Origin of the sequence: Enterococcus hermanniensis (assembly GCF_001885945.1) — a bacterium.
GTDB lineage: Bacteria > Bacillota > Bacilli > Lactobacillales > Enterococcaceae > Enterococcus_A > Enterococcus_A hermanniensis.
The window spans coordinates 1-21,730 of the sequence record NZ_JXKQ01000003.1 but is presented as its reverse complement, the minus strand read 5'-3'; the positions used below and the strand labels follow the sequence as shown (position 1 = coordinate 21,730).

Genomic DNA, 21,730 nt, shown 5'->3' with positions numbered 1-21,730 from the left:
AAGGAAGTGATTTTTTGGAAGAATATCGCGGTTTATTGGAAAAGACGATTTTATTACAGGAAAAACCTATAATGATGTCTTTATTAATCATGAGCGATGGAGAAAGTAAAACTGAGGTCTTGATCAAAGATCGGTATCTCTCTAGCTATGTTTTTCGTCTCCCTGAAAACAAATATATGATCCACATTATGGGACGACGGAACAAACGCAATCAATTAGTCGCTAAACATTTTGAAATTATGAATCCAGATGAATACATCAAAATCATTGGCGCACCTGAATAATAAATGAATAGGAGCAGTACCCTTGTTAAAAAAAATTAAACTAGTTGCTGTACTTGTTATCGCAGTAGCTAGTTTCGCTGCGTGTTCAGCGAAACACACGAACGAATCATCGCAAAACACCTCATCTTCAACAACAAAACAAACCCAAACTATTTCGGCTCAACAAGATTTAGCAAATCTGAATTATGATGGCACACAAACAATCGAAATCAATCAAAATAAACCAACTTTTTCTCAGTCAGACCTTTCTACCGCTAATGGTCCTTGGGAAACATATAATGATTTGGATAATTTGAATCGTGCTACTGGTGCAGAAGCACTTTTAAATAAAAAATTAATGCCTACTGGAAAACGTGGTGAAATCTCGAGTGTTACACCAACAGGGTGGCATAGCAAAAAAGTAAATGGGCAATACTTGTTCAATCGATCTCATTTGATTGGCTATCAACTGACCGGTGAAAATGCGAATTGGAAGAATTTGATTACTGGAACACGCCAATTGAATAGTCCCGAAATGCTACGTTTTGAAATGGATGTTAAATATTACTTAGAAAAGAGTGCTAAAAATTATGTACGCTATTCAGTTACTCCTATTTTTCGTGGAGATGAACTTTTAGCTCGCGGTGTCCATATGATGGCTCAATCGATTGATAGTAACGATATCCAATTTAACGTTTATATCTTCAATGTTGAAGATGGAGTTACGCTGAATTATGCCGATGGTACAAGTACAACCACAAAAAATACCCAACAAGTAACCTCAAAAACATCGACTACAGAAACAATCAACAGTAGTACTTCAACGACTAATCAAGAATATGTCGATAGTAATGGCAATGGATTGATTAAAGGTTCTAACAGTGGTGTCTATCATTTACCAGGTAGTAAATACTACGATAAAACGACCAATCCAAAAGAGATGTTCAAAACAGTAGAAGAAGCTAAAAAAGCTGGTTATCGCGCAGCAAAATAAATCGTAAACTCCTTGAAATAATTTCAAGGAGTTTTTTTATCGGCCTTAAGTCCTATTTTTTCTTTATACTATGTAATGTATAGTATGAGGTATAAAGAGGTGTTGTTATTGGATAGTCAATTAAAAAAAGGAATGATTGAATATTGTGTTTTAGCCTCCTTGATCGATGTTGATTCTTATGGGTATCAAATTATCAAAGAAATTCCTTCTCAAATCGAGCTAACGGAATCAACCTTGTACCCCATCTTGAAACGTTTGGAAAATAATAAAAAAGTGACCACTTATTCTAAAATTCACAACGGACGGTTACGGAAATATTATCATCTCACAGAAATTGGGTTGCGCAGTATCGAAAATTTTTTAACGGAGTGGAACGAAGTCGAAGCTGTTCATCAGTATATCAAAAGGAGTGTAAAAAAATGAATCGAATTGAATTTATCAAAGAATTGAGCAATTATTTAGCTTATGAAGTCCGACCGAGTGAAGTTCATCGATTGATCGAATATTACGATGAAATGATTTTAGATTTGATGGAGGATGGATACTCTGAGCAAGCTGCAGTAGCAAAATTGGGCAATCCAAAAGAATTGGCTCTTGAAGCAGCTGGGATTCCTCAAGAAGTAAAAGTTCCCAAAAGACTTCACTGGCTATGGATCATTTTATTAATTTTAGGTTTCCCTTTATGGGGCAGTATCGCTCTGGCTATTTTTTTATTATTACTTAGCCTCGATCTTCTTATTTGGTGTCTTCCTTTCACAGGTGCTTGCTTAGCTGCTGGAACACTCATCGGTGGTGCTATCGCGGCCTTTACAAGTCCTTTTGTTTTGTTTGACTCCATGTTCATGGGCCTCACTCAATTAGGAATGGGGATGTTACTCTTTGGTTTCGGCTTACTCTGTATGTGGGTCACTTATAAATTTAGTGCTATTTTTATTGATATGCATCAATGGTTGATGACTATTATTCGCCGAAATATTTTTCAACGAAAAGTTGTGGAACTATGAGCGCTAAATATTTAATTCCTAAAATTGCTATGTACCTGATCGGAGCAGGACTGCTTTTCACATTGATTGGTTATACATTATCTGGTTTTTCAACTGATCGCTATTTAAATTATGATCAAAATCATTGGTACAACGTTATCCATATCGAGCGTTAAAAAAATACGCAACCTTATACTAAAAGGCTGCGTATTTTTTATGCTACTTTTTTATAAAAATTGCCTCTAAAACACTGTACATGATTCCTGCCAAAATAAAAATTATCCAGCTGGAACCCCATGATCCAGTTAGAAAAGACCAACCAAAATAGATTAAGGTAACCATCGGCCAATAAATTCGAGCGAGCAAGTGTTTGCTAGGCGCAGCCGCTCCATATTTTTCATACATAGCTTTTGGGCCGGGTTCATCTTCATCTGCAATAAAATACTTCGCATCGATAAATTTATCAAAGCTCGTGTAATTGACACTGCCATAAATAATCAAAAATACCCCAATTGCTAAAAAGAAAAACATTACTGGAATACCATATTCAGCATAAGTAAACATCTGGAAAAATAGAATAGGTGCAATACTTAAGACGCATAAGCATATTCCGAAAACCAAGCTGATTTGAAAACTTTTTTGGTACTCATTTTTCATTTTCGTCGCTACTCGACCCAAATTCGATGAAACATACCGATCATTCAAAATAGCCCCGTTTTTAGATAATTGCATCCCATTATAAATAATAAAGCCTACACTAACTGCTAATAACACAAAGAACAATAGTAATCCAAGCATTTCTGCTCCATGAATACTAAGCCCGATTAAGACACCCACAGCCAATAAACAGCCGCTGATTCCTAATCCTAATCCCAATGTATCTTTCCTACGGTGAGATAAATACATAATCATTTCTGATTCTTCAATCTCATTTTCAGGTTCGGGTTCTGGCTCTGAAGATTCCTCAACTTGTAACATTTCACGTAATTCATCCACCGAACCAAACTCACTGATTACTTGGCCGATCGCTTCATGTTCACTTTTGCCTTCCTCGATCAACGCCAAATAATGATCTTCCATTATAGTCAAAATTTCCTGTTTTGCTCGCTGTACTTCTGGCGTATTAGGAAATTCAAGAAATAATGTAGCTAAATAATTTTTGATTGTATCCATATTTACCCTTCTTTCATAAATCGATTCACTACTTTTTTGGTCTGTTGCCATTCATTTTTCTTTTCAATTAAAAAGTGAAGACCCTCATCTGTTATATGATAATAGGTCCTTTTTTTCCCGTGGGTAACTTCTCCCGGATATGACTGTATGTAGCCATTTTTCTCTAATCGATTAAAGGCAGAATATAATGTGGTTTCTTTAATAACATAGATTTCTTCACTTATATCACGAATTTTCTGGGAAACTGCGTAACCATATGAGTCGCCCTCCTTCAATACCGACAAAATGATGACATCATTGTATCCGCGAATTCCATCGCTTGAAATCATTTTGTCACCTCCTAGATTACTTCATCTGTCGTTGTAATCATTGTACGACAATTACTACGACAGGTAAAGTAAAAAAGTACTTATTTGAAATGTATTTATGATTATGGCAAAATCTATTAAAGAAAGAAGTGAATAGATTGAAAAAAATTGCGATTATTGGCGGCGGAATTATTGGAATGACGTTAGCTAATTATTTAGATACAAATAAATATAATGTCACCTTGTTTGACGAGCCTACAGGACAAGCAACCAGTGCTAGTGCGGGAATCATCTCACCTTGGCTTTCAAAACGAAGAAACCAAAAATGGTATCAGCTTGCAAAAGATGGTGCAGCTTTTTTTCCTAAATTGATTCAGGACTTCCAGCTAGATGATACAATTTATCAAAAAAGTGGCACGCTGATTATCCGACCAGCAGAAAAGTTAGATGATCTGATTGATTTAGCTGAACAACGTAAATTATCCGCCCCAGAATTAGGTCAGATCGAAAAATTATCCGGCGAGCAAACGCAATTAGAGCTCCCCTTACTAAAGGCGCTGCCTTCGATTAAAATCAGTGGTGGCGGTCGTTTAGACGGTAAGGCCTATTTAGCACATTTAAAAAATTTAGCTGAAAAAAAAGGCCTCACCCTGATCAAGAAACGTGTATCCTTGCCAGAACAACTGGAAGAATTTGATCAAATTATTTTGACTGCTGGGCCACACTTGAAAAATTTATTAGCTCCCTTAGGCTACAAAGTCGATCTGCGCCCCCAAAAAGGTCAGCTATTGGTCTTTGATACATCCATTAAAATGAGTAGCAACTATCCTGTAGCGATGCTCGATGGTGAAGCAGACTTGATCCCTTTTATGAATGGTAAAATCTTATTAGGAGCTACCCATGAAAACGATGCTGCTTGGAATCTCGAACCAACAAGAGAAGCATTTACTCAACTGACACAGAGTGCAGAAAAATTCTTAGCAGATCCACAGCGTTTATTTAATCAACCGTATCATGTCCGAGTGGGCTCCCGAGCCTATACATCAGATTTTGCGCCTTTCTTCGGCCAATTAAATGAACAATTGTTAGTGGCTAGCGGTTTAGGCTCTTCTGGATTGACTACCGGTCCTTACATTGGCTACTTATTAGCACACTATTTAAATACAGGTCAAAAAAATTGGGCAATCTATCAAAATGAATTAGCCACTTATATAAAAGAAGCAGCGTTGGATAGTTGATCCAGTGCTGCTTCTTTTATATAAGTATTTATTATGCTATTTACCAATCACTTTAGCTAAAAATATTAATATAATTTTTGCTTGCTTCGTTCTGATGATGGCTCATTCTTTTTAGAAGCGGACTATCTTTTTAGTCTTTTCTTGATTCATAGGCAATCCAACAATTTAAATAGTCTACTTCTCCTTATTCTCGTTTAAGATTTTTCTTGTTAAAATCATTTTATCCTTAATCCTTCGATTATCGATCAGTTGTTTCTTGTCACCGATCCTTTTAATCGTTAAAATCATTATGAGAAGATTATTTAACACAAGAGAGAGGTTTTTGGATGCATATTACAGAAAAAGATTTTGGGCACGGATATCGTTTGATCACAATTGAAAATGAATCCGGTTTCCATTTGTCCGTAACTGACCTAGGTGCTCGTATCGTCAGCTTAGGAAACGCAAGAGAATTAGTATTAGGGTTTGATTCTGCAACAGAATACTTAGAAAAAGATCCATATATTGGCGCTATGGTTGGTCGTATCGCGGGAAGAATTGAAAACGGTCACTTTTCATTGGAGGAAAGAAATTATCAAGTAACAACAGATCCTTTAACCGGGCACTGTTTGCATGGTGGCAAACCTGGCTTTGAATCAAAAAAATGGGCTTACCATATTGAGGAAAATAAGGATACCACTTCGGTTATTTTTTCTACTATCAGTCCCGATGGCGAACATGGTTTCCCTGGTAATTTAACGATCGAAGTTCGTTATTCTTTAACTGAAGAGAATATTTGGGAACTGACCACCAAAGCAATCAGTGATCAAACTACCTTATTTAATCCGACAAATCATGTGTATTTCAATCTGACTGGCGATGTAACGAAACCAATCGATCAACACCAGTTATGGTTAAATAGTAGCAACTATGCTCCACTACGTTCCGATAGTATTCCTACTGGCGAAAAAGTAACCGTAACTGATACAGCTTTTGATTTTCAAGTTGCTAAAACGTTAGATCGTGTATTTTCAAGTAACTTTGAACAAAAAGTGTTATTTAATGGAATCGATCATCCTTTCTTCTTGAACAGTTCAAATTTGCAAGAGCTTGCTGCTAAATTATCCAGTCCAGATGGTTTAATTGAGTTAGAAGTTTTCACAGATGCTTCATGTATCGTTATTTTCACAGCTAATTTTGGGGAAAACACACCTGAGATGCATGGGAAAAATTTAGCTGATCATGGCGGAATCACTTTTGAAACCCAAACAGCTCCAGGAGCAGAACAATTTTCAACTTTTGGTTCGATTAGTTTACTAGCTAATCAGCCCTATGAAACCACTACACGCTTCAAAATAACTATGAAAGAAGTCGATTAAGATGGAAATCAATCCTACTTTGAAAGCAAAATTTTTAGATGTTTTCAGAATTAATGGAAACAATTATTACTTTTCGCCCGGTCGCATCAATTTAATTGGAGAACACACCGATTACAATGGTGGTCATGTCTTCCCTGCTTCTATCACTTATGGAACCTATGGCGTAGCGACACCACGAAAAGATAAAACAGTCTCGGTTTATTCTACTAATTTTGAAGACCTTGGCGTCATTAATTTTGAAATCGATCAACTAGTTTATGATAAAAAAGACAACTGGGCGAATTATGTCAAAGGAATGATTTTGAAGGTTCAACAAGCAGGCTATTCAATCGATCATGGATTTGATTTATTGATTGAAGGAAACATTCCAAATGGCACTGGACTTTCAAGTAGCGCGTCATTAGAACTCTTGATTGGTGTGGTCCTTGAAGATCTATTTAATTTAGCCATCGATCGTTTGACTCTGGTTCAACTTGGTCAAAAAGTAGAAAATGAATTTATTGGTGTAAATTCTGGCATCATGGATCAATTTGCAGTTGGTTTTGGTGAACAAAATCAAGCGATTTTACTAGATACAAATACGTTAGATTATGAAATGGTGCCGGTGCAATTAAATGACTATGCCATTGTCATCATGAATACGAATAAACGCCGAGAATTATCGGAGTCAAAATACAATGAACGTCGAAATCAATGCGAAGAAGCATTGAACCGGTTACAACAAACGTTGGATATTCCCTCTTTAGGTGCTTTAGATACAGAGACTTTTGAAAAGAATCGTGAATTGATTGGTGATGATACCCTCATTCGTCGAGCGCGTCATGCTGTCACTGAAAATCAACGGACCCTGTTAGCAAAAAAAGAATTAGTCCAAGGAAATTTGACCGCTTTTGGAAAACTATTGAATGCCTCTCACCATTCACTTCGTTTCGACTATGAAGTAACTGGAATAGAATTGGACACTTTAGTTGATGCCGCACAAAAGCAACCAGATGTTCTAGGTGCTCGGATGACTGGAGCTGGTTTTGGTGGTTGTGCGATCGCTTTAGTGAAAGAAACGACTATTCCAACATTCAAAAAAACCGTACACGATATTTACAAGCAGGCAATTGGCTATGCTCCCGAATTTTATGTCGCCCATATTGGACCAGGAACCCAAAAAATAGATAAAGACGGGGAATATTCTAACTCTTAAATTATTCTTCTCGAATCGTGTATCGCTATTCAAAAAATTCTGAATCTTTATGTTAGAATAAATAAACATTATTCGCTTAAGGAGATTGGAATGAAAAAAGATTCAGGGTTATTTTATGGTCTTAGTGCCTATATTATTTGGGGAATTTTGCCACTCTACTGGAAACTTGTTGGAAACGTAGGTTCAATCGATATTTTATTCTATCGAATTATTTGGTCACTTATTTTTATGTTGGTTTGTCTCACTCTTTCAAAAAAAATGGCTACATTTATTTCTGAAGTGAAAATTCTTTTAAAAAATAAAAAACAGATTTTAGCTATTATTATTGCTGCAATCTTTATTTCACTTAACTGGGGAATTTACATTTATACTGTTTCGATTGGTGAGGTGCAACAAGCAAGTCTAGGTTATTATATCAATCCTTTATTAAATGTTTTAGCAGGTACACTCTATTTAAAAGAGCCGCTTTCGAAACAAGCAACTTTAGCTAGTTTACTCGCTCTAGCAGGGGTTGTTTTACTAACGATCCAGACAGGGGCCTTTCCATTTAATTCTATTTTTTTAGCCGCGAGTTTTTGTATTTATGGCTTAGCAAAAAAACAATTAACTCTTAGCGCAGCTACGAGTATCACTTTAGAAACATTGATAATCGCTCCAATTGCTTTGATTTACTTATTTTTTATCTCTGATACAAGATTCATGAATTATTCGCTACCCACGAATCTTTTGTTGATCGGTGCCGGCATCGTTACGGCAATTCCCTTACTGCTATTTGCGAATGCGGTCAAAAAATTGTCCTACATTACAGTCGGTTTTTTACAATATATTAATCCAACCATCATGTTGCTGATGGCGATCTTCATATTTCATGAACCCTACGCTCTCCCCCAATTTATAGCCTTTTCATTTATTTGGTTAGGTATTTTAGTATTTATTATCGGGAACGTAATTGAAGCACAAAAAAAAGGGAGTCGCTTATAAGCGAACTCCTTTTTTTCATTTTAATCATTTAAAAATGTTTCGATATTTTGAATCACTTTTTGGGCTAGCCGAACTTTAGCCATTGATGTCAGTCCGGCATTATTTTTACCTGCAAAAACGTTTTTCATTCCGATCACTGCTTCACCTAATCCAGCTTCTGTATCACTAAAACCAAAGTTTCCTGGTTTTTCTAACCATTGTTTTAGTGCCGGTATTTCATGCGATGGTGCAATCGAAACATTCATTAAGATTTTTCCAACACCGAACAATTCAAACGCTTTTTCATCTAGCAAAACAACATTTTTATTCAAGCAAGTAATTAAAATATCTACTTCTGGTAATAACTGATCCAATGGATAATACGTCATTGACCAGTCTTCTTCCAGCATCGGTTTACGAGTACGGCTATAGTAGTTAACGTCCATATTAAAGAACTTCATTGTTTTAGCTAACAGACTACCCACTGTTCCCATCCCTACAATCCCAACTTTGACATCGGTCAATTCCATTGGTTCTTCTTTCCACATCGCAGTACCTCGCCCTTGAAGTAAACGAACCAATTCACTGATTGCATATTCTTTAACACCTTCATCCCCGTAATCGCGCACGCCAGTAACAAGGATACCCTTTTCTTTCGCATAACGAATGTCGACATTTGCATTTTCAGGTGAATATAGACTCGCACACAACCCGATATAACGAATATTAGGACAGGCTTCTAGTACTTCTTGATTTATAAAGCTTGTGAAGCTCAACAGTACACAATCTGCATCACCGATCCGTTCAATAATTGTTTTTGTGTCCGCAGGAATATCTTCATAAAAGATCGCTTCTTCAGCAAGAGCTTCCAATTTTTCATCCCATTCCGGTAATAACTTTGTCGGCTCGATCGCGACCATTTTTTTAAATTTGTTCATGTCAACCTCCCATAATCTATTCTATCTCTATGATAAAGCTTTCTATCTGTCAGGTAAACAGTAATCCTTTTAGTTGTTCTACTATTGCTCAAAAAAAGTGTTCGACCTTTTGGTTAAAGATCAAACACTTTTTATGTCTAAAATTGGACTTTAGCTAAACGGTCAAAAGCTTCTTTTAAAACAGCGATTGGTTGCGTAGCTGCTAAGCGAATGTAGTCATCCCCGACCGTTTCACCAAAAGCTTTACCAGGAACAAATAGTACACCCGTTTCTGCTAATATTTTTTCAACAAAAGTTACTGAATCTAAACCACTTTTACTGATATTGATAAACGCATACATACTGCCCGCTACTGCGTTCAGTGATAAATATGCAATCTCGTTTACACGTGCCTCAATATAAGCTAAGCGTTCCTTAAAAATGGCTACTGTCGGCGGGACTAATTCTTCATAGTGATTCAATGCATAAATTCCAGCTTGTTGAGAAGCCGTTGGTGCTGAATAAGTGATGCTTTCATTGATGACTCCAACAATTTGATTGATATAAGCAGGAGCAATCATATACCCTAAACGCCAGCCCGTCATAGCGAATCCTTTTGATAAGCCGCTGATCGTAATTGTATTCTCTGGTGCTAAGCGCGCCATCGGAACAAAGGTCTCTTTGAAGGTAAAATCTTCATAAATTTCATCTGAAATAATGAAGAGTTCATGCTCGATTGCAACTTGGGCGATCTCTTTTAATGTTGCTGCTGAAAAAACTGCTCCCGTTGGATTATTCGGTGAGTTGATCAAAATAGCTTTGGTCTTATCCGTGATCGCCGCTTTTAAATCTGCCACATCAATTTGGAAATTATTTTCTTCATAAGTCGGAACAAAAACTGGTGTTCCACCAGAGAGAATTACTTGTTCTTTGTACGGTGAAAAATAGGGTTCATGTAAAATAACTTCATCCCCTGGATCTAAGATCGATTGCAAGGCTAAATAAATCGCATGTAAAGCCCCTACAGTTGCCCGAACTTGATCCAATTGGACTGTCAGATCATATTTTTTTTGATAATAATCGATGATAGTCGATAACAACTCTTTACTACCAGCAGGGGCAGTGTATTTAGTCGCCCCTTGTTTTACTTCTTGATACGCAGCCTCAATAATTTTTTGGTTCGTGATGATATCAGGGTCTCCGATTGACAAATCAATGATATCTGCTTTTTCTTTTGCTAAAATCGCAATATTCATCAATAAATTTTCAGTTGGTTGTTGAAACCGTTGCGCTATTTTGTTCTTATCCATCCTAGATCCTCCTGTTACTGTTGGCTATAATACTTTATTTAAGAAATCTTGCGTCCGACTATTTTGCGGATGATCAAATATTTCCTCGGGCGTTCCCTCTTCTTGGATCACTCCATCTGCCATAAAAATTACTCGGTCTGCCACTTCTCTGGCAAAGCCCATTTCATGGGTGACGACGACCATCGTCATTCCTTCTTTGGCCAAGTCTTGCATAACTGTCAGTACCTCTCCGACCATTTCTGGATCCAAAGCAGAGGTTGGTTCATCGAACAGCATCACATCAGGGTTCATTGCTAAAGCCCGAGCAATCGCGACCCGCTGCTGTTGCCCGCCAGATAGATTTGATGGGTAACTTTCCGCTTTTTCTTTTAATCCCACTTGATCTAGTAATGCTAATGCTTTTTGCTTTGCCACTGCTGGATCTTCTTTTTTTATTTTGACTGGTGTGATCGTTAGATTTTCTAATACATTCATATGTGGAAATAAATTAAAACTTTGGAAAACCATCCCCATTTTTTGACGGATCTTATCAATGTTGCTATTAGGAGCTGTAATCTTTTGATCTTCAAAAAAGATTTCACCTGAAGTTGGTTCTTCTAGGAGATTCAAGCAGCGTAAGATTGTACTTTTCCCACTTCCAGATGGCCCTATGATAACGACGACCTCTCCGTCTTTGACATTTAAATCAATGGCTTTTAAAACTTCATTTTCACCAAAATTTTTAGATAATTTTTTTACATTAATCATTTAGTCCCATTCTCCTTTCAACTAAACCTAATAGACGGGAAATACAGAAAGTCAGCGCAAAATAAATCAGCGATACTAAAACGTATGGCAAGAATGGTTTGAAACTTGCGCCTTGTACGACACCCGTTTGGAAGATCAATTCAGATACCCCAATTACTGAAACGACTGATGATTCTTTGATGATCGTCACAAATTCATTCCCTAAAGCCGGCAAGATATTTTTGATTGCCTGTGGGAAAATAATGAAACGCATCGCTTCTTTTTGATTCATGCCTAATGAACGGGCTGCTTCCATTTGTCCTTTATTGACTGCATTGATACCTGCACGAACAATTTCCGCCACATATGCCGCGCTATTCAGTGAGACCGCGATACAGCCAGCTAGTAACTTAGAAAGATCTAGTCCTACAACACCGGTGCCAAAATACACGATAAAGATTTGGACTAATAGTGGTGTCCCGCGAACATACTCGATATAAATGACTGCTAAAGCTTTCAATAATTTATTTTTGCTTAGTTTCATCAAGGCTAGTAAACTACCAAAAATCAAACCGAACAAAACACCGACAAAAGCTAACAAAATCGTATACTTCGCTCCACTCAAATAATAAGGACCATATTTTTGTAAGAATGATTGATCTTCTTGGAACATCAATTCATTGGCTTTCTTTTTATAACCAGTTAATAGATCTTTGTCATTGATTGTTTTAATCGAAGCATTGACGTGCTCTTTCAGTTCAGGCGTATTTTTAGGCATTGCGATCGCCGTAACTTTTTCTCCTTGTTCAAAGCCAACCGAAGCTATCGCCAAATTTTTACTTTGTTGAGCATAAGCTTCCGCTACCGGCTGTTCCAACACCACCGCATTGACTTTTTTGTTTAGCAAATTGTTGATTAAATCTGGGACTTTTTGCAACGAAGTCAAATCGGCACCCGTCATTTCATTTTTTACTAGTGCTTCTTGCGTCGTCTGTTTTTGTGCGCCTACAGAAACACCTTTAAAATCATCGGTCGTTTTATATTTATTTTTGTCATCTTTACGCACCAACACTTTTTGTTGGACTACAAAATAAGGATCTGAAAAATCGACTTCTTTTAGACGTTCTTCAGTGATTGACATCCCAGAAATAATCAAATCGATTTTTCCAGTTTTCAATGCGCCTAATAATGCATCAAAACCCAATTCCTCAATTTTTAGTTTTACGCCCATATCTTTCGCAATTTTTTCTGCAATCGAAATATCAAACCCAACGATTTTATCTTGTCCATTCACATCGGCATGAAATTCATAAGGAGCATAATCCGCTGAAAGCCCTACAACCAACTCGCCACTTTGTTGGATCCGTTCATAGATTTCATCTTTTTCTGCTCCGTGAGCTTTTATTGGTAGACAATTTAGTAGCAATACTACTAGTCCTACCAGTAACCAAAACTTCTTTTTCATTTATTCCGCTCCTTTTGTATTGAATAATAATATAAGTATATGAATAATTAAAGAATAAATATTCAAAAACAACTTGCACTTATACTACCACAACTATTATAATAAAAAAAGATTTAAATAAAAAAATGATGAAAGAAGTTTTTAGATGACCAAACAATTGATAGTTCGCGGTGCCCCACAAGAATATGAGCTTAAAACCAAGGCATGGGAGAGTTTAGCCTTTCATCTTGAGCGGCGAAAGATAAATAATGTCTTGATAATTCATGGAAAAGATTCTTGGGAAGCAGTGAAACCACACTTTCCTAAATTATCTATCTCACAAAATTTTCATTATTATGGCGGTCAATGTACCGATAAAGCGGCTGAAGATTTTGCTTCTTTATGCATAAACAAGGAATTTGATGGCATCATTGCAGTTGGCGGAGGGAAAGTAGCTGATTTAGCAAAATTTACAGCCTACAAAGCACAGCTACCGATTATTATTTTGCCCACATTAGCAGCGACTTGCGCTGCGTACACACCACTAAGCGTCATTTATGATGAAAAAGACGTTATGGTACGTTACGATATTTTCCCAAAAGCGACCGATCTAGTCTTGATTGATCCTGAAATTATTCTTCATTCCCCAAAAGAATTAATGGTGGCTGGTATTGGTGATACGTTAGCAAAATGGTACGAAGCATCCGCTATCCTGTCACAGCTAGACACGCTACCGATCGAAGTTCAAGTTGCACAGTTTGCTGCCAAAAAATGCCACGATATTTTATTACAAGAAAGTATTGCTGCACTTGAGGCAATGGAAAACAAAAAAATCAACCAATCATTTATCGATGTAGTCGAAACAAACATTTTATTAGCTGGTATGGTTGGTGGCTTTGGAGATGAGTATGGCAGAACTGCTGGCGCTCACTCAATCCATGATGCGATGACTGTTTTACCTGATAGCCATGAACAACTTCATGGAAATAAAGTAGCTTATGGAATCTTAGTCCAATTAATGATCGAAAATAAGCAGCCTAAAATCATGTCATTACTCCCTTTTTATCATCAACTAGATTTACCGACTAGCCTATCAGATTTACAGTTAGAGTTAACAGAAAGTGACTATCAAGCCGTGGCCGAACGTGCCTGTGCACCAGAAGAAACAATTCATTTAATGAAAGAACATATCACTCCCGCATTGATTATTGAGAAAATGAAGGGGCTAGAAAAATTTACCACTGACTAAAAAAAGGATCTTTTCTCTCATTAATGAAAGAAAAGATCCTTTTTATTATTTGATGATCAATAAATTACTTGCTGATTTATTAGCTACATGCTTAATCAGTGAATCAAAAGTCAAACGTGTATAAAGTGTCTCCTCTTGACCCAAAATAACTAAATCGATCGCTTTTTCATTTGCATAATTAAGAACTGCTTTTTTTAATCCATAAGAAACATAAGAAACAATCAAGTTATCAGGATTACTTAAGTTAATACTTGAAACAAATTCCTTTATCTCTGCTTGATTTTCCTCATCTAGATCTTCCATCAACTGTATATCTGGCATGGTCAATTCTCCCATATACCCATCTTCCAAGGAAAACTCTTCACTTTCTTCTAAAGCAATATTTTCTTTTAAGGTGGTATTATAAATTAACACATGTAATTCACTTTTTTCTTTTTCGGCCAATTCAACAGCCTTTCTAAAAGCATTTTCTGGTTTACCATCGCTACCGACTAAAACTAAAATCTTAGTACTCATAGTATCCCTCATTTCAAGTTTTTTATTTATACGTCTATTATATATCAATTCAGAGGATAAGGATGATTTTACGATGAACGGTTTTCCTAGACATGCCACTTAAATTCAAGAACATCGCTTTTTACTTTACTTATCAAAATTGCTATTCTATTTGTACAACTTATCCTAAGGAGGATTCTCTAATGAAACAAAGTATTGTTCATATTGCTTTAGTTGTAGATGATTATGATGAAGCAATTCACTTTTATACACAAAAGCTAGATTTCACTCTTATCGAAGACACGTATCAACCTGAACAAGACAAAAGATGGGTCGTAGTTTCCCCAAAAAATTCAAATGGAACAACTATTTTATTAGCGAAAGCATCTAATTCAATTCAAAAAGATTTTGTTGGTAACCAATCAGGTGGCAGAGTCTTTCTCTTTCTTGGAACCGATGACTTTCATGGAGATTATCAACGTTTGCTTTCTAAAGGAATTGAATTTGTCAGAGACCCGAAAGTCGCTGACTATGGAACTGTTGCTGTTTTCAAAGATTTATATGGTAATTTATGGGATCTGATTCAGTTCAATAATGAACATCCTATGCATAGTCGTTTGATTTAAATTAAAACCATCATAAAAAAAATTCTTAATAGATAAATCCCCCTAAGTCAGATGAAAACTGACTTAGGGGGATTTATATTGGGTAATACTTAAGCAGATTGTTCCAATCTAAATTATCCATTAATTCATAAAATAATCGCAAAACAACTATATTAATACTCTCTAATCATATACCCTACTTTTTAAGCCTATTCTAAATAATAATCACTTTTTTTATTACCGTATTGTTATGTGTTTCATTTTTTAGTTTTTATATTGTAAATACTAGTATAAAATGTTAATTATAGAGTCAAAATTATATTGAAAATAAAGTCATAAAAAATAGAAATATCTTACTTGAATTCAGAATGAAAAGTGCAATAACAACTAGATATAAGATTGCAACTTTATGGAAAGGATAACATTAAAAAAAAATAAATAATTTGGGCTCACTCAGCTCACGTATCTTAAATTTTATGTATTTCAAGAATAAAAAAATGAATTTTAGAGAATTATTTCTACAACAAAATATATAGTGACTTATTTGAGTATTTATGGCGACTACTATTGCCTGAAATTAATCAGGAGGAGAAAAATGAAATTGTATGGGGGATAAAGATGGGAACTTTATTAATACTTGTAGGAATTTTTGGATTTATTTTTGGGGTAATCAGATTCATTAGATCGTTTTTCAAGAAATCTCCTAAGAAGCCAGAGCTGTTAATTATTCTAGGCGCTTTTATTGTATTTGTTGTAGGTGGTATTCTAATAGAGCCAGCCGAAAATAAAACAGCAGAAACAAAAATCAGTAGCACTCAGCCAACTAAAATAAAAAATAACTCTGATTCAAGTTCTTCAGAAAAAAAGAAAAATAATAAAAAAAAGAATGAGGAAAAGAACACTCAAAAGCAAGCACTTATTTCATTTACTGATAGAGTAAAACAAGATAATAATAATCTAGCAAATTTAGAATATAGCAAAAATCAAACAATTGAAGTAAATGACAACAAACCTACCTTTTCTGAAGACGATTTATCTTTAGCAAACAAGGCGTGGGAAAAATACGGCGACCTTGATAAACTCAATCGTGCTACTTCAGCAGAGGCGATGTTAAATCAATCATTAATGCCTACAGCAAAGCGTGGAGATATTTCTAATGTTAAACCTACCGGATGGCATAATAAGAAAATTGATAAAGGGTATCTTTATAATCGTTCACATTTGATTGGGTATGCCCTTTCTGGTGAGAATGATAACTGGAAAAACCTTATCACAGGAACAGCACAATTGAATAATCCAGAAATGCTTCGCTATGAAATGGATATTAAAACCTACTTGGAAAAAGAAAAAAACAACTATGTTAGATATTCAGTAACACCAGTATTTCGTGGAGATGAGCTTCTAGCTCGCGGTGTCCATATGATGGCACAATCTATCGGTAGTAACACTATCAAATTTAATATTTATATTTTTAATGTGCAAGAGGGCGTAACTATAAATTACGCTGACGGGACAAGCCAAACAAGTAAAGAAAAGCAAGAGGCTCAACAGAAAAAAGAGGATGAAAAAAAAGATCAAGAACAAGCTGCTGCCGAAGCCAAACGCCAAGCTCAAGAACAAGCCGCTGCTGAGGCCAAACGTCAAGCTCAAGAACAAGCCGCTGCTGAGGCCAAACGTCAAGCTCAAGAACAAGCCGCTGCTGAGGCCAAACGTCAAGCTCAAGAACAAGCCGCTGCTGAGGCCAAACGTCAAGCCCAAGAACAAGCCGCTGCTGAGGCCAAACGTCAAGCTCAAGAACAAGCCGCTGCTGAGGCCAAACGTCAAGCTCAAGAACAAGCCGCTGCTGAGGCCAAACGTCAAGCTCAAGAACAAGCTGCTGCTGAGGCCAAACGTCAAGCTCAAGAACAAGCTGCTGCTGAGGCCCAACGTCAAGCTCAAGAACAAGCTGCTGCTGAGGCTCAACGTCAAGCTCAAGAACAAGCTGCTACACAACAAAATCAAAGTGGTATAACAGGATACTGTAAAGATGGCAGCCCCGCTAGTGGCGATCCTAGTGCAAGAGGAAAAGCCAATTCTTGTTACGGCCATGGTGGATGGGTTAGATGACTATAAATTTCTCTATTCGAAAAAGGATAATATTTTCATTTGTTTTATTACTACTATTAATATTAGTAATAACTGGATTTTATCTATTTAAACAAAAAAATTCGGATTCTAATACTTATATAGCACAGGATGATACTCAAGTTTTTAGTCGTATTGAAAAAAGAGAGCCTGGTGTTTATTTCTTCTATTTTCCAGAATGCCCTTGGTGTGAAGAGATTTTACCAATTTTGAAGAAGGAAGCAACTATTAAAAAAACACCTATTTGGACTACTAATATTCATAATGAGGCCTTCACAAAAAAGAATAAATTATCTTTACAACATATAATTTCGCAGTCTCAAAATGGCAATGAAATAATTGTTCCATTTATAGTTATCATAAATAAGAAAAAAGATCTTACAGCTCAAATCGGCTTAGTTGATCCTAATATTAAATTAGATAGAGAAAAACTAATAAAAAAAGAAACAGTTTCACTATTAAATAAATCTAATAGATAAATACAGTTACTAAATTTTGGGCATTTTTGCTTTATATCAATACTTATGATAACTATATAAAAAGAGAGAACCTTTTAAATAAAGGTTCTCTCTTTTTGAAATATCAAATTATAGCAAAATCATTTTTTAAATTAAAAAATCTTTCCGGTTCTTACGGCATAAACGAACCAGTTAATATCGTTGGATAATCAATGGTCTTTCAATGCTTATTACTATCAGTTTTTCAATCAATTTATAGCCACTTAGATTATTCAACAGTATGTCACTGATTAATAGTTTTTTGCCCCTTTTTTGTCCCTTATGAATTCAATTTAATAATCTGTTCGCTTTACAAATCAGAACATTTGTTCGTATAATAAATTTGAGGTGAGCGATATGATGGTCAACAAATCAGAAGTAGCTTTCTATTACAAACCGTTGCTAACAGAAAAGCTAGCTGCAGACTTTATGAAAGTTGTAGATACCGACCTTCCTTTTTTTACTATTCAAGATGAATTATTGTATCTTATGAATGAAAGAGATATTCCTTGTTTTAGAATACCTAAACATAAAACTAGAGATGGATTAGATCATGTTTTTTACTTCGATATTGTTATCAATGAGACGATTCCTAAGCTCAAATTATATAAATATAAATTTCAGCGAATTGAAAGGCGGCAATAATTATGCAGACAATGAATGGTATTGTGAGTAGTATCAAAATATTAGAGTTTTCTGAACGTCCCCTTGTGTATTTCAAATTGGATAATCAATCGTGTTTAATTGCTGGTCACTCGTTGAACTTTTTAGCTGACGTAGAAGACGGCATGCATGTAGTTGTTGCTGGTTTATATAATAGTAGGAAACAGTTCATTGTGAAGAAATATGCGGTAATCGGTCAGACTAAAATGATGATGGAATTTAATCGAATAGCGATATAAAAAAAGCCAGCCAGATCACTCATAAAGTGGACTGACTGACTTTCCCTGTAAGGAAACCTATGTTTGATAAAACAATTATAGCACTTTAAATCAAATTAAACAAATTATATCCTTAATAAAGTTTTACCGTTTTATTAAAAAGCTAGTATTTTTTTTTTTCAATGTTAAAATAAACAAAGGACGTCAGATTTCCCCACAGCCTACTTCCCCAAGTAACTGTATCTGACGTCCTTTTTCGATGGGCGAGTGACTTCCCACCAAAGTTAAACATACAGAGAAAACGATTACTTTGCAAGCATTATATACTTATAAAAAAAAACTCCCAACTAATTAAGTCTGGGAGACTTCTTCTATCTTAATTACAATTAAGAAAGCACAAAAATAAGCCCCCTACAAAACTGTAGAGGGCTGTTTGTTTATTCGTTTTTTGCAACGTTAGTTAATACTAATTTACCACTTGCGTCACGAACAGTTAAGACTGTATTTTCTATTTCTCTTTTTGTTATAGGAGTATAGAAAATATTCTCTGCCTTTAACACCGGAAAATTAATTTTGATGTTCGTAGTTTTATATATCTTTCCTTTTGGTTTGACGCTCCCCATAAGCTCAATCTCATCCTTAGATATAGCTAACACTAAATGACCTATTATTTTATTGTTATTCACCAATTTAACATCCTGTAAAAGTGATATTACACACACCATTATTTCATTAGATATTTCATTAGGTAGAGGTAAAAATTCTAATTCGAGTAGTATCTGGTTTATATCTTTAAAAAGATCAGCAGTTTTAAATCTTTCCTTTATTACTATTGTTGTAGATTCTACACCTATTTTTTCTGCTTTCAGTTTCGTTTCGAGAATGTACTTATGCAACATTCCGCGATCACGCTCCCTATGAGCAACAAAATTAGCTAGTTCAAATACTATGCTGTTCTTTTTGCTGTGCTGACGTAACATAATCAGTAATAAATAGACATCCGATTCATCGAATAATCTCAGGTAAAACTTTTTCAGACGCTCATTTAGCAATGCTTGCTCTTTCTTATCCATAGATGATTTTCTATTCCACTATTGAATTTCGAACTATCTTTTCAAATTCCTCTGGAAATATTTTGAGTAAAACTTTTTTTGTAGTTTCTATTTCAGAGTAATAAACTCCATATCCTTCTTCCAAAGAAAATGTAATTATATTTTTCAATTCAGATAATTCTGACTCGCTTAGGAATAGCCTTTCGTTAGTTTTCCCCATATAAATGCCCCCAAAAGTGTGGTATAATATCTATATACTTATGAACTACAGGAAGAGCTTTCACTTTTGCGGGTGGGCTCTTTTTATTTTATCATAAATACCCTTTAATTAATTTAAGAGGGCTGTTTGTTAGTACTTGAATCCTTTAATATGAGTAGCATCGATTTTGACGTCGCTTGCTTTTCCTAATGCTTTAATTTCATTTAAAACTACTGGTGCATCTGTATTATTGAAACCTTCACCTTTAACACGAACGTCATATGTGCCATAACTGTTTTTCTCCGCATAGGTCTGGCCGTCCAATAAAATATCTTTTAGGAAATTTCGCATATGACTGGAAAAGTCCACGGACATATTCCTTGCTTCAATTTGAGCGTTGTCTTTATCTCCGTTAACGATGGCGATGTTTTGCTGCATGTAACCTGGTTGATACGATTTTAATTCTTGTTTCAGTCTAGCCAATGATTGATCTAATCGTTTACCTTTACCTGTCTTAATAACTAAAGTGTATCGTCCATCTTTTTGCTTATTGACTTTAACTTGATCTCTCAATAATGTCCATGCGTATTTTGATTGAATCCGTTGAACCATTTTCGTTGCTTGATCCTTAGAAACATTGTCAATCGCAATGCCATTTTTACCTGATGTACTTGATGTGTTAGTTGTGGTGTTTGAATTGCTATTCGTTTTATTGCCAGCATATGCCTTCCAAGCATTTGCGTCACCATAAAATACATTTGCATCTAATCTCGAACCCCAACCACTTAACATTGTGTTTGACGAATATTGATACATTGCTGTTGATTTCCAATAAGGACTAGAAGGCGGACTTGGTTGTTTAAAACCATTGATGACTGCATCTGTACCGTAATTAGCCACCCACAATCCATAATCGGCATTGGCAATCGAGCTAAAATTGTAACTATTTAATACGCCTGTGTAAGTATAGAACATTGGTGCAACACCTGTTTTAGCCCACACATAGTCCATCCATGTTTTAGCCCAATTCACGTCTCCTTTATTTGAAGATTCCCAATCCAAAATCAGGATAGCTTCTCCAATGTAACCTTTGACATTATCAAGGAAAAACTGTGCTTCTTGTTCGGCAGTTCCTTCCATGCCTGATTCATGAGCGTAATGATACACGCCTAATAACTTGCCAGACTTTTTAGCACTTTGATATTGCGTATCACAATGTGGATTTACATAGCTTTTACCACCGGTTGCTTTGATAATCGCAAAATCACAGGCAATTTTAGAAAAATCAATTCCAGCTTGCCAACTCGCTACATCTACTCCATTTAACACCATTTATTTTTCCTCCTTTTCAGATACATCTTTTAATTTAGAAAATCGATCTTTGACCCAATCAGGAAACGGAACGCCTAACTGACCTAAATTTTCAACAATTGAAATCCCATAAACTGCAATATAGAAAAATACGAAGCTCGTTGCGATTGGTTCAAAGCCCATAATTTTTAAATATGGATATGCGACGATTACCAAACACACTACTAATAAGTGTTTAACAATCCCCAATAATCCTTTAGTACTATTGCCTTCCTTAATGAAAAATCCTTTGCATAAACCTGTTATGATATCCCCACACACCATCCAAACGAACACTTGCAAATACCCATTGCTTAACAAGCTTCTGAACTCGTGAAGCAAAACTCCATTATCTAAAATCACCAATATTTTCCACCCTTCCTATCAATTAAAGAAGCCCCGTCCGAAA

Annotated in this window: 25 protein-coding genes and 1 pseudogene; 15 read left to right on the top strand and 11 right to left on the bottom strand. The window is 35.7% G+C overall.

What is annotated here, in order from left to right:
* The first annotated feature begins 14 nt into the window (after positions 1-14).
* The 5 genes from RV04_RS04055 (at position 15) to RV04_RS13175 (ending at position 2,416) form a co-directional block, all read left to right on the top strand.
* Entirely contained in the window at positions 15-284 is a 270-nt protein-coding gene (locus RV04_RS04055) for a hypothetical protein (protein WP_071857201.1), read from the top strand.
* A 22-nt stretch (positions 285-306) separates the two neighbouring features.
* On the top strand, positions 307-1,257 hold the full coding sequence (locus tag RV04_RS04050) for a DNA/RNA non-specific endonuclease (protein ID WP_071857200.1): 951 nt from the start codon (positions 307-309) through the stop codon (positions 1,255-1,257).
* A gap of 108 nt (positions 1,258-1,365) precedes the next feature.
* Positions 1,366-1,680 carry a PadR family transcriptional regulator gene (locus RV04_RS04045; protein WP_071857199.1) on the top strand — a complete coding sequence of 105 codons (315 nt, stop codon included), beginning with the start codon at positions 1,366-1,368 and terminating at the stop codon, positions 1,678-1,680.
* The gene (locus RV04_RS04040; RefSeq protein ID WP_071857198.1) at positions 1,677-2,261 is read left to right on the top strand and encodes a DUF1700 domain-containing protein; all 585 of its coding nucleotides are present in this window, start codon (positions 1,677-1,679) and stop codon (positions 2,259-2,261) included. Before RV04_RS04045 ends, RV04_RS04040 begins: the two co-directional genes overlap by 4 nt.
* The gene (locus RV04_RS13175; protein WP_169818181.1) at positions 2,258-2,416 is read left to right on the top strand and encodes a hypothetical protein; all 159 of its coding nucleotides are present in this window, start codon (positions 2,258-2,260) and stop codon (positions 2,414-2,416) included. Before RV04_RS04040 ends, RV04_RS13175 begins: the two co-directional genes overlap by 4 nt.
* 43 nt (positions 2,417-2,459) lie before the next feature.
* On the opposite strand, the gene RV04_RS04035 is transcribed toward RV04_RS13175, so the two are convergent.
* On the bottom strand, positions 2,460-3,413 hold the full coding sequence (locus RV04_RS04035) for a permease prefix domain 1-containing protein (protein ID WP_071857197.1): 954 nt from the start codon (positions 3,411-3,413) through the stop codon (positions 2,460-2,462).
* A 2-nt stretch (positions 3,414-3,415) separates the two neighbouring features.
* Positions 3,416-3,742, bottom strand: a complete 327-nt coding sequence (locus RV04_RS04030; RefSeq protein WP_071857196.1) for a PadR family transcriptional regulator — start codon at positions 3,740-3,742, stop codon at positions 3,416-3,418.
* 137 nt (positions 3,743-3,879) lie between these two features.
* On the opposite strand from RV04_RS04030, the gene RV04_RS04025 reads away from it, so the two are divergent.
* The 4 genes from RV04_RS04025 to rarD all read left to right on the top strand — a co-directional run bounded on the left by RV04_RS04025 (position 3,880) and on the right by rarD (position 8,493).
* Positions 3,880-4,959, top strand: coding sequence for an NAD(P)/FAD-dependent oxidoreductase (locus RV04_RS04025; protein WP_071857195.1), 1,080 nt, complete (start codon positions 3,880-3,882; stop codon positions 4,957-4,959).
* Between the two features lie 326 nt (positions 4,960-5,285).
* Positions 5,286-6,317: an aldose epimerase family protein gene (locus tag RV04_RS04020; RefSeq protein WP_071857194.1), complete on the top strand. Its 1,032-nt coding sequence runs from the start codon at positions 5,286-5,288 to the stop codon at positions 6,315-6,317.
* A gap of 1 nt (position 6,318) precedes the next feature.
* The gene (locus RV04_RS04015; protein WP_071857193.1) at positions 6,319-7,512 is read left to right on the top strand and encodes a galactokinase; all 1,194 of its coding nucleotides are present in this window, start codon (positions 6,319-6,321) and stop codon (positions 7,510-7,512) included.
* Positions 7,513-7,602: 90 nt separating this feature from the next.
* Positions 7,603-8,493 (top strand): EamA family transporter RarD, encoded by an 891-nt coding sequence (gene rarD / locus RV04_RS04010; RefSeq protein WP_071857192.1) that lies wholly within the window; start codon positions 7,603-7,605, stop codon positions 8,491-8,493.
* A gap of 20 nt (positions 8,494-8,513) precedes the next feature.
* Here the strand turns inward: rarD and RV04_RS04005 are convergent, their stop codons facing one another.
* From RV04_RS04005 to RV04_RS03990, 4 genes are all read right to left on the bottom strand, one after another.
* Positions 8,514-9,410 (bottom strand): NAD(P)-dependent oxidoreductase, encoded by an 897-nt coding sequence (locus RV04_RS04005; protein WP_071857191.1) that lies wholly within the window; start codon positions 9,408-9,410, stop codon positions 8,514-8,516.
* Positions 9,411-9,547: 137 nt separating this feature from the next.
* On the bottom strand, positions 9,548-10,699 hold the full coding sequence (locus RV04_RS04000; protein WP_071857190.1) for a pyridoxal phosphate-dependent aminotransferase: 1,152 nt from the start codon (positions 10,697-10,699) through the stop codon (positions 9,548-9,550).
* 24 nt (positions 10,700-10,723) lie between these two features.
* Positions 10,724-11,446: an amino acid ABC transporter ATP-binding protein gene (locus tag RV04_RS03995; protein ID WP_071857189.1), complete on the bottom strand. Its 723-nt coding sequence runs from the start codon at positions 11,444-11,446 to the stop codon at positions 10,724-10,726.
* Entirely contained in the window at positions 11,439-12,890 is a 1,452-nt protein-coding gene (locus tag RV04_RS03990; protein ID WP_071857188.1) for an ABC transporter substrate-binding protein/permease, read from the bottom strand. Before RV04_RS03990 ends, RV04_RS03995 begins: the two co-directional genes overlap by 8 nt.
* A 145-nt stretch (positions 12,891-13,035) precedes the next feature.
* Between RV04_RS03990 and RV04_RS03985 the strand changes: the two genes are divergently transcribed.
* Positions 13,036-14,118 (top strand): iron-containing alcohol dehydrogenase family protein, encoded by a 1,083-nt coding sequence (locus RV04_RS03985; RefSeq protein ID WP_071857187.1) that lies wholly within the window; start codon positions 13,036-13,038, stop codon positions 14,116-14,118.
* Between the two features lie 45 nt (positions 14,119-14,163).
* Here RV04_RS03985 and RV04_RS03980 read toward each other — a convergent pair whose 3' ends face one another.
* A complete protein-coding gene (locus RV04_RS03980; RefSeq protein WP_071857186.1) occupies positions 14,164-14,634 on the bottom strand; it encodes a universal stress protein in 471 nt (156 codons plus the stop codon).
* 182 nt (positions 14,635-14,816) lie between these two features.
* Here RV04_RS03980 and RV04_RS03975 point away from each other — a divergent pair, with 182 nt between their 5' ends.
* From RV04_RS03975 to RV04_RS03955, 5 genes and pseudogenes are all read left to right on the top strand, one after another.
* The gene (locus RV04_RS03975) at positions 14,817-15,239 is read left to right on the top strand and encodes a VOC family protein (RefSeq protein ID WP_071857185.1); all 423 of its coding nucleotides are present in this window, start codon (positions 14,817-14,819) and stop codon (positions 15,237-15,239) included.
* Between the two features lie 597 nt (positions 15,240-15,836).
* Positions 15,837-16,746: pseudogene (locus RV04_RS13455) on the top strand (DNA/RNA non-specific endonuclease); the annotation flags it as partial.
* A 574-nt stretch (positions 16,747-17,320) separates the two neighbouring features.
* Positions 17,321-17,821, top strand: coding sequence for a hypothetical protein (locus tag RV04_RS03965; RefSeq protein WP_071857184.1), 501 nt, complete (start codon positions 17,321-17,323; stop codon positions 17,819-17,821).
* 375 nt (positions 17,822-18,196) lie between these two features.
* Entirely contained in the window at positions 18,197-18,484 is a 288-nt protein-coding gene (locus tag RV04_RS03960) for a DUF5960 family protein (RefSeq protein ID WP_071857183.1), read from the top strand.
* Between the two features lie 2 nt (positions 18,485-18,486).
* Positions 18,487-18,741 carry a hypothetical protein gene (locus RV04_RS03955; RefSeq protein WP_071857182.1) on the top strand — a complete coding sequence of 85 codons (255 nt, stop codon included), beginning with the start codon at positions 18,487-18,489 and terminating at the stop codon, positions 18,739-18,741.
* A gap of 416 nt (positions 18,742-19,157) precedes the next feature.
* On the opposite strand, the gene RV04_RS03950 is transcribed toward RV04_RS03955, so the two are convergent.
* The 4 genes from RV04_RS03950 to RV04_RS03935 all read right to left on the bottom strand — a co-directional run bounded on the left by RV04_RS03950 (position 19,158) and on the right by RV04_RS03935 (position 21,687).
* Positions 19,158-19,793 carry a hypothetical protein gene (locus RV04_RS03950; protein WP_071857181.1) on the bottom strand — a complete coding sequence of 212 codons (636 nt, stop codon included), beginning with the start codon at positions 19,791-19,793 and terminating at the stop codon, positions 19,158-19,160.
* A gap of 10 nt (positions 19,794-19,803) precedes the next feature.
* Positions 19,804-19,992, bottom strand: coding sequence for a hypothetical protein (locus tag RV04_RS03945; RefSeq protein WP_071857180.1), 189 nt, complete (start codon positions 19,990-19,992; stop codon positions 19,804-19,806).
* Positions 19,993-20,121: 129 nt separating this feature from the next.
* The gene (locus RV04_RS13450) at positions 20,122-21,303 is read right to left on the bottom strand and encodes a GH25 family lysozyme (protein ID WP_071857179.1); all 1,182 of its coding nucleotides are present in this window, start codon (positions 21,301-21,303) and stop codon (positions 20,122-20,124) included.
* Entirely contained in the window at positions 21,304-21,687 is a 384-nt protein-coding gene (locus tag RV04_RS03935; RefSeq protein WP_071857178.1) for a phage holin family protein, read from the bottom strand.
* Positions 21,688-21,730 lie beyond the last annotated feature (43 nt).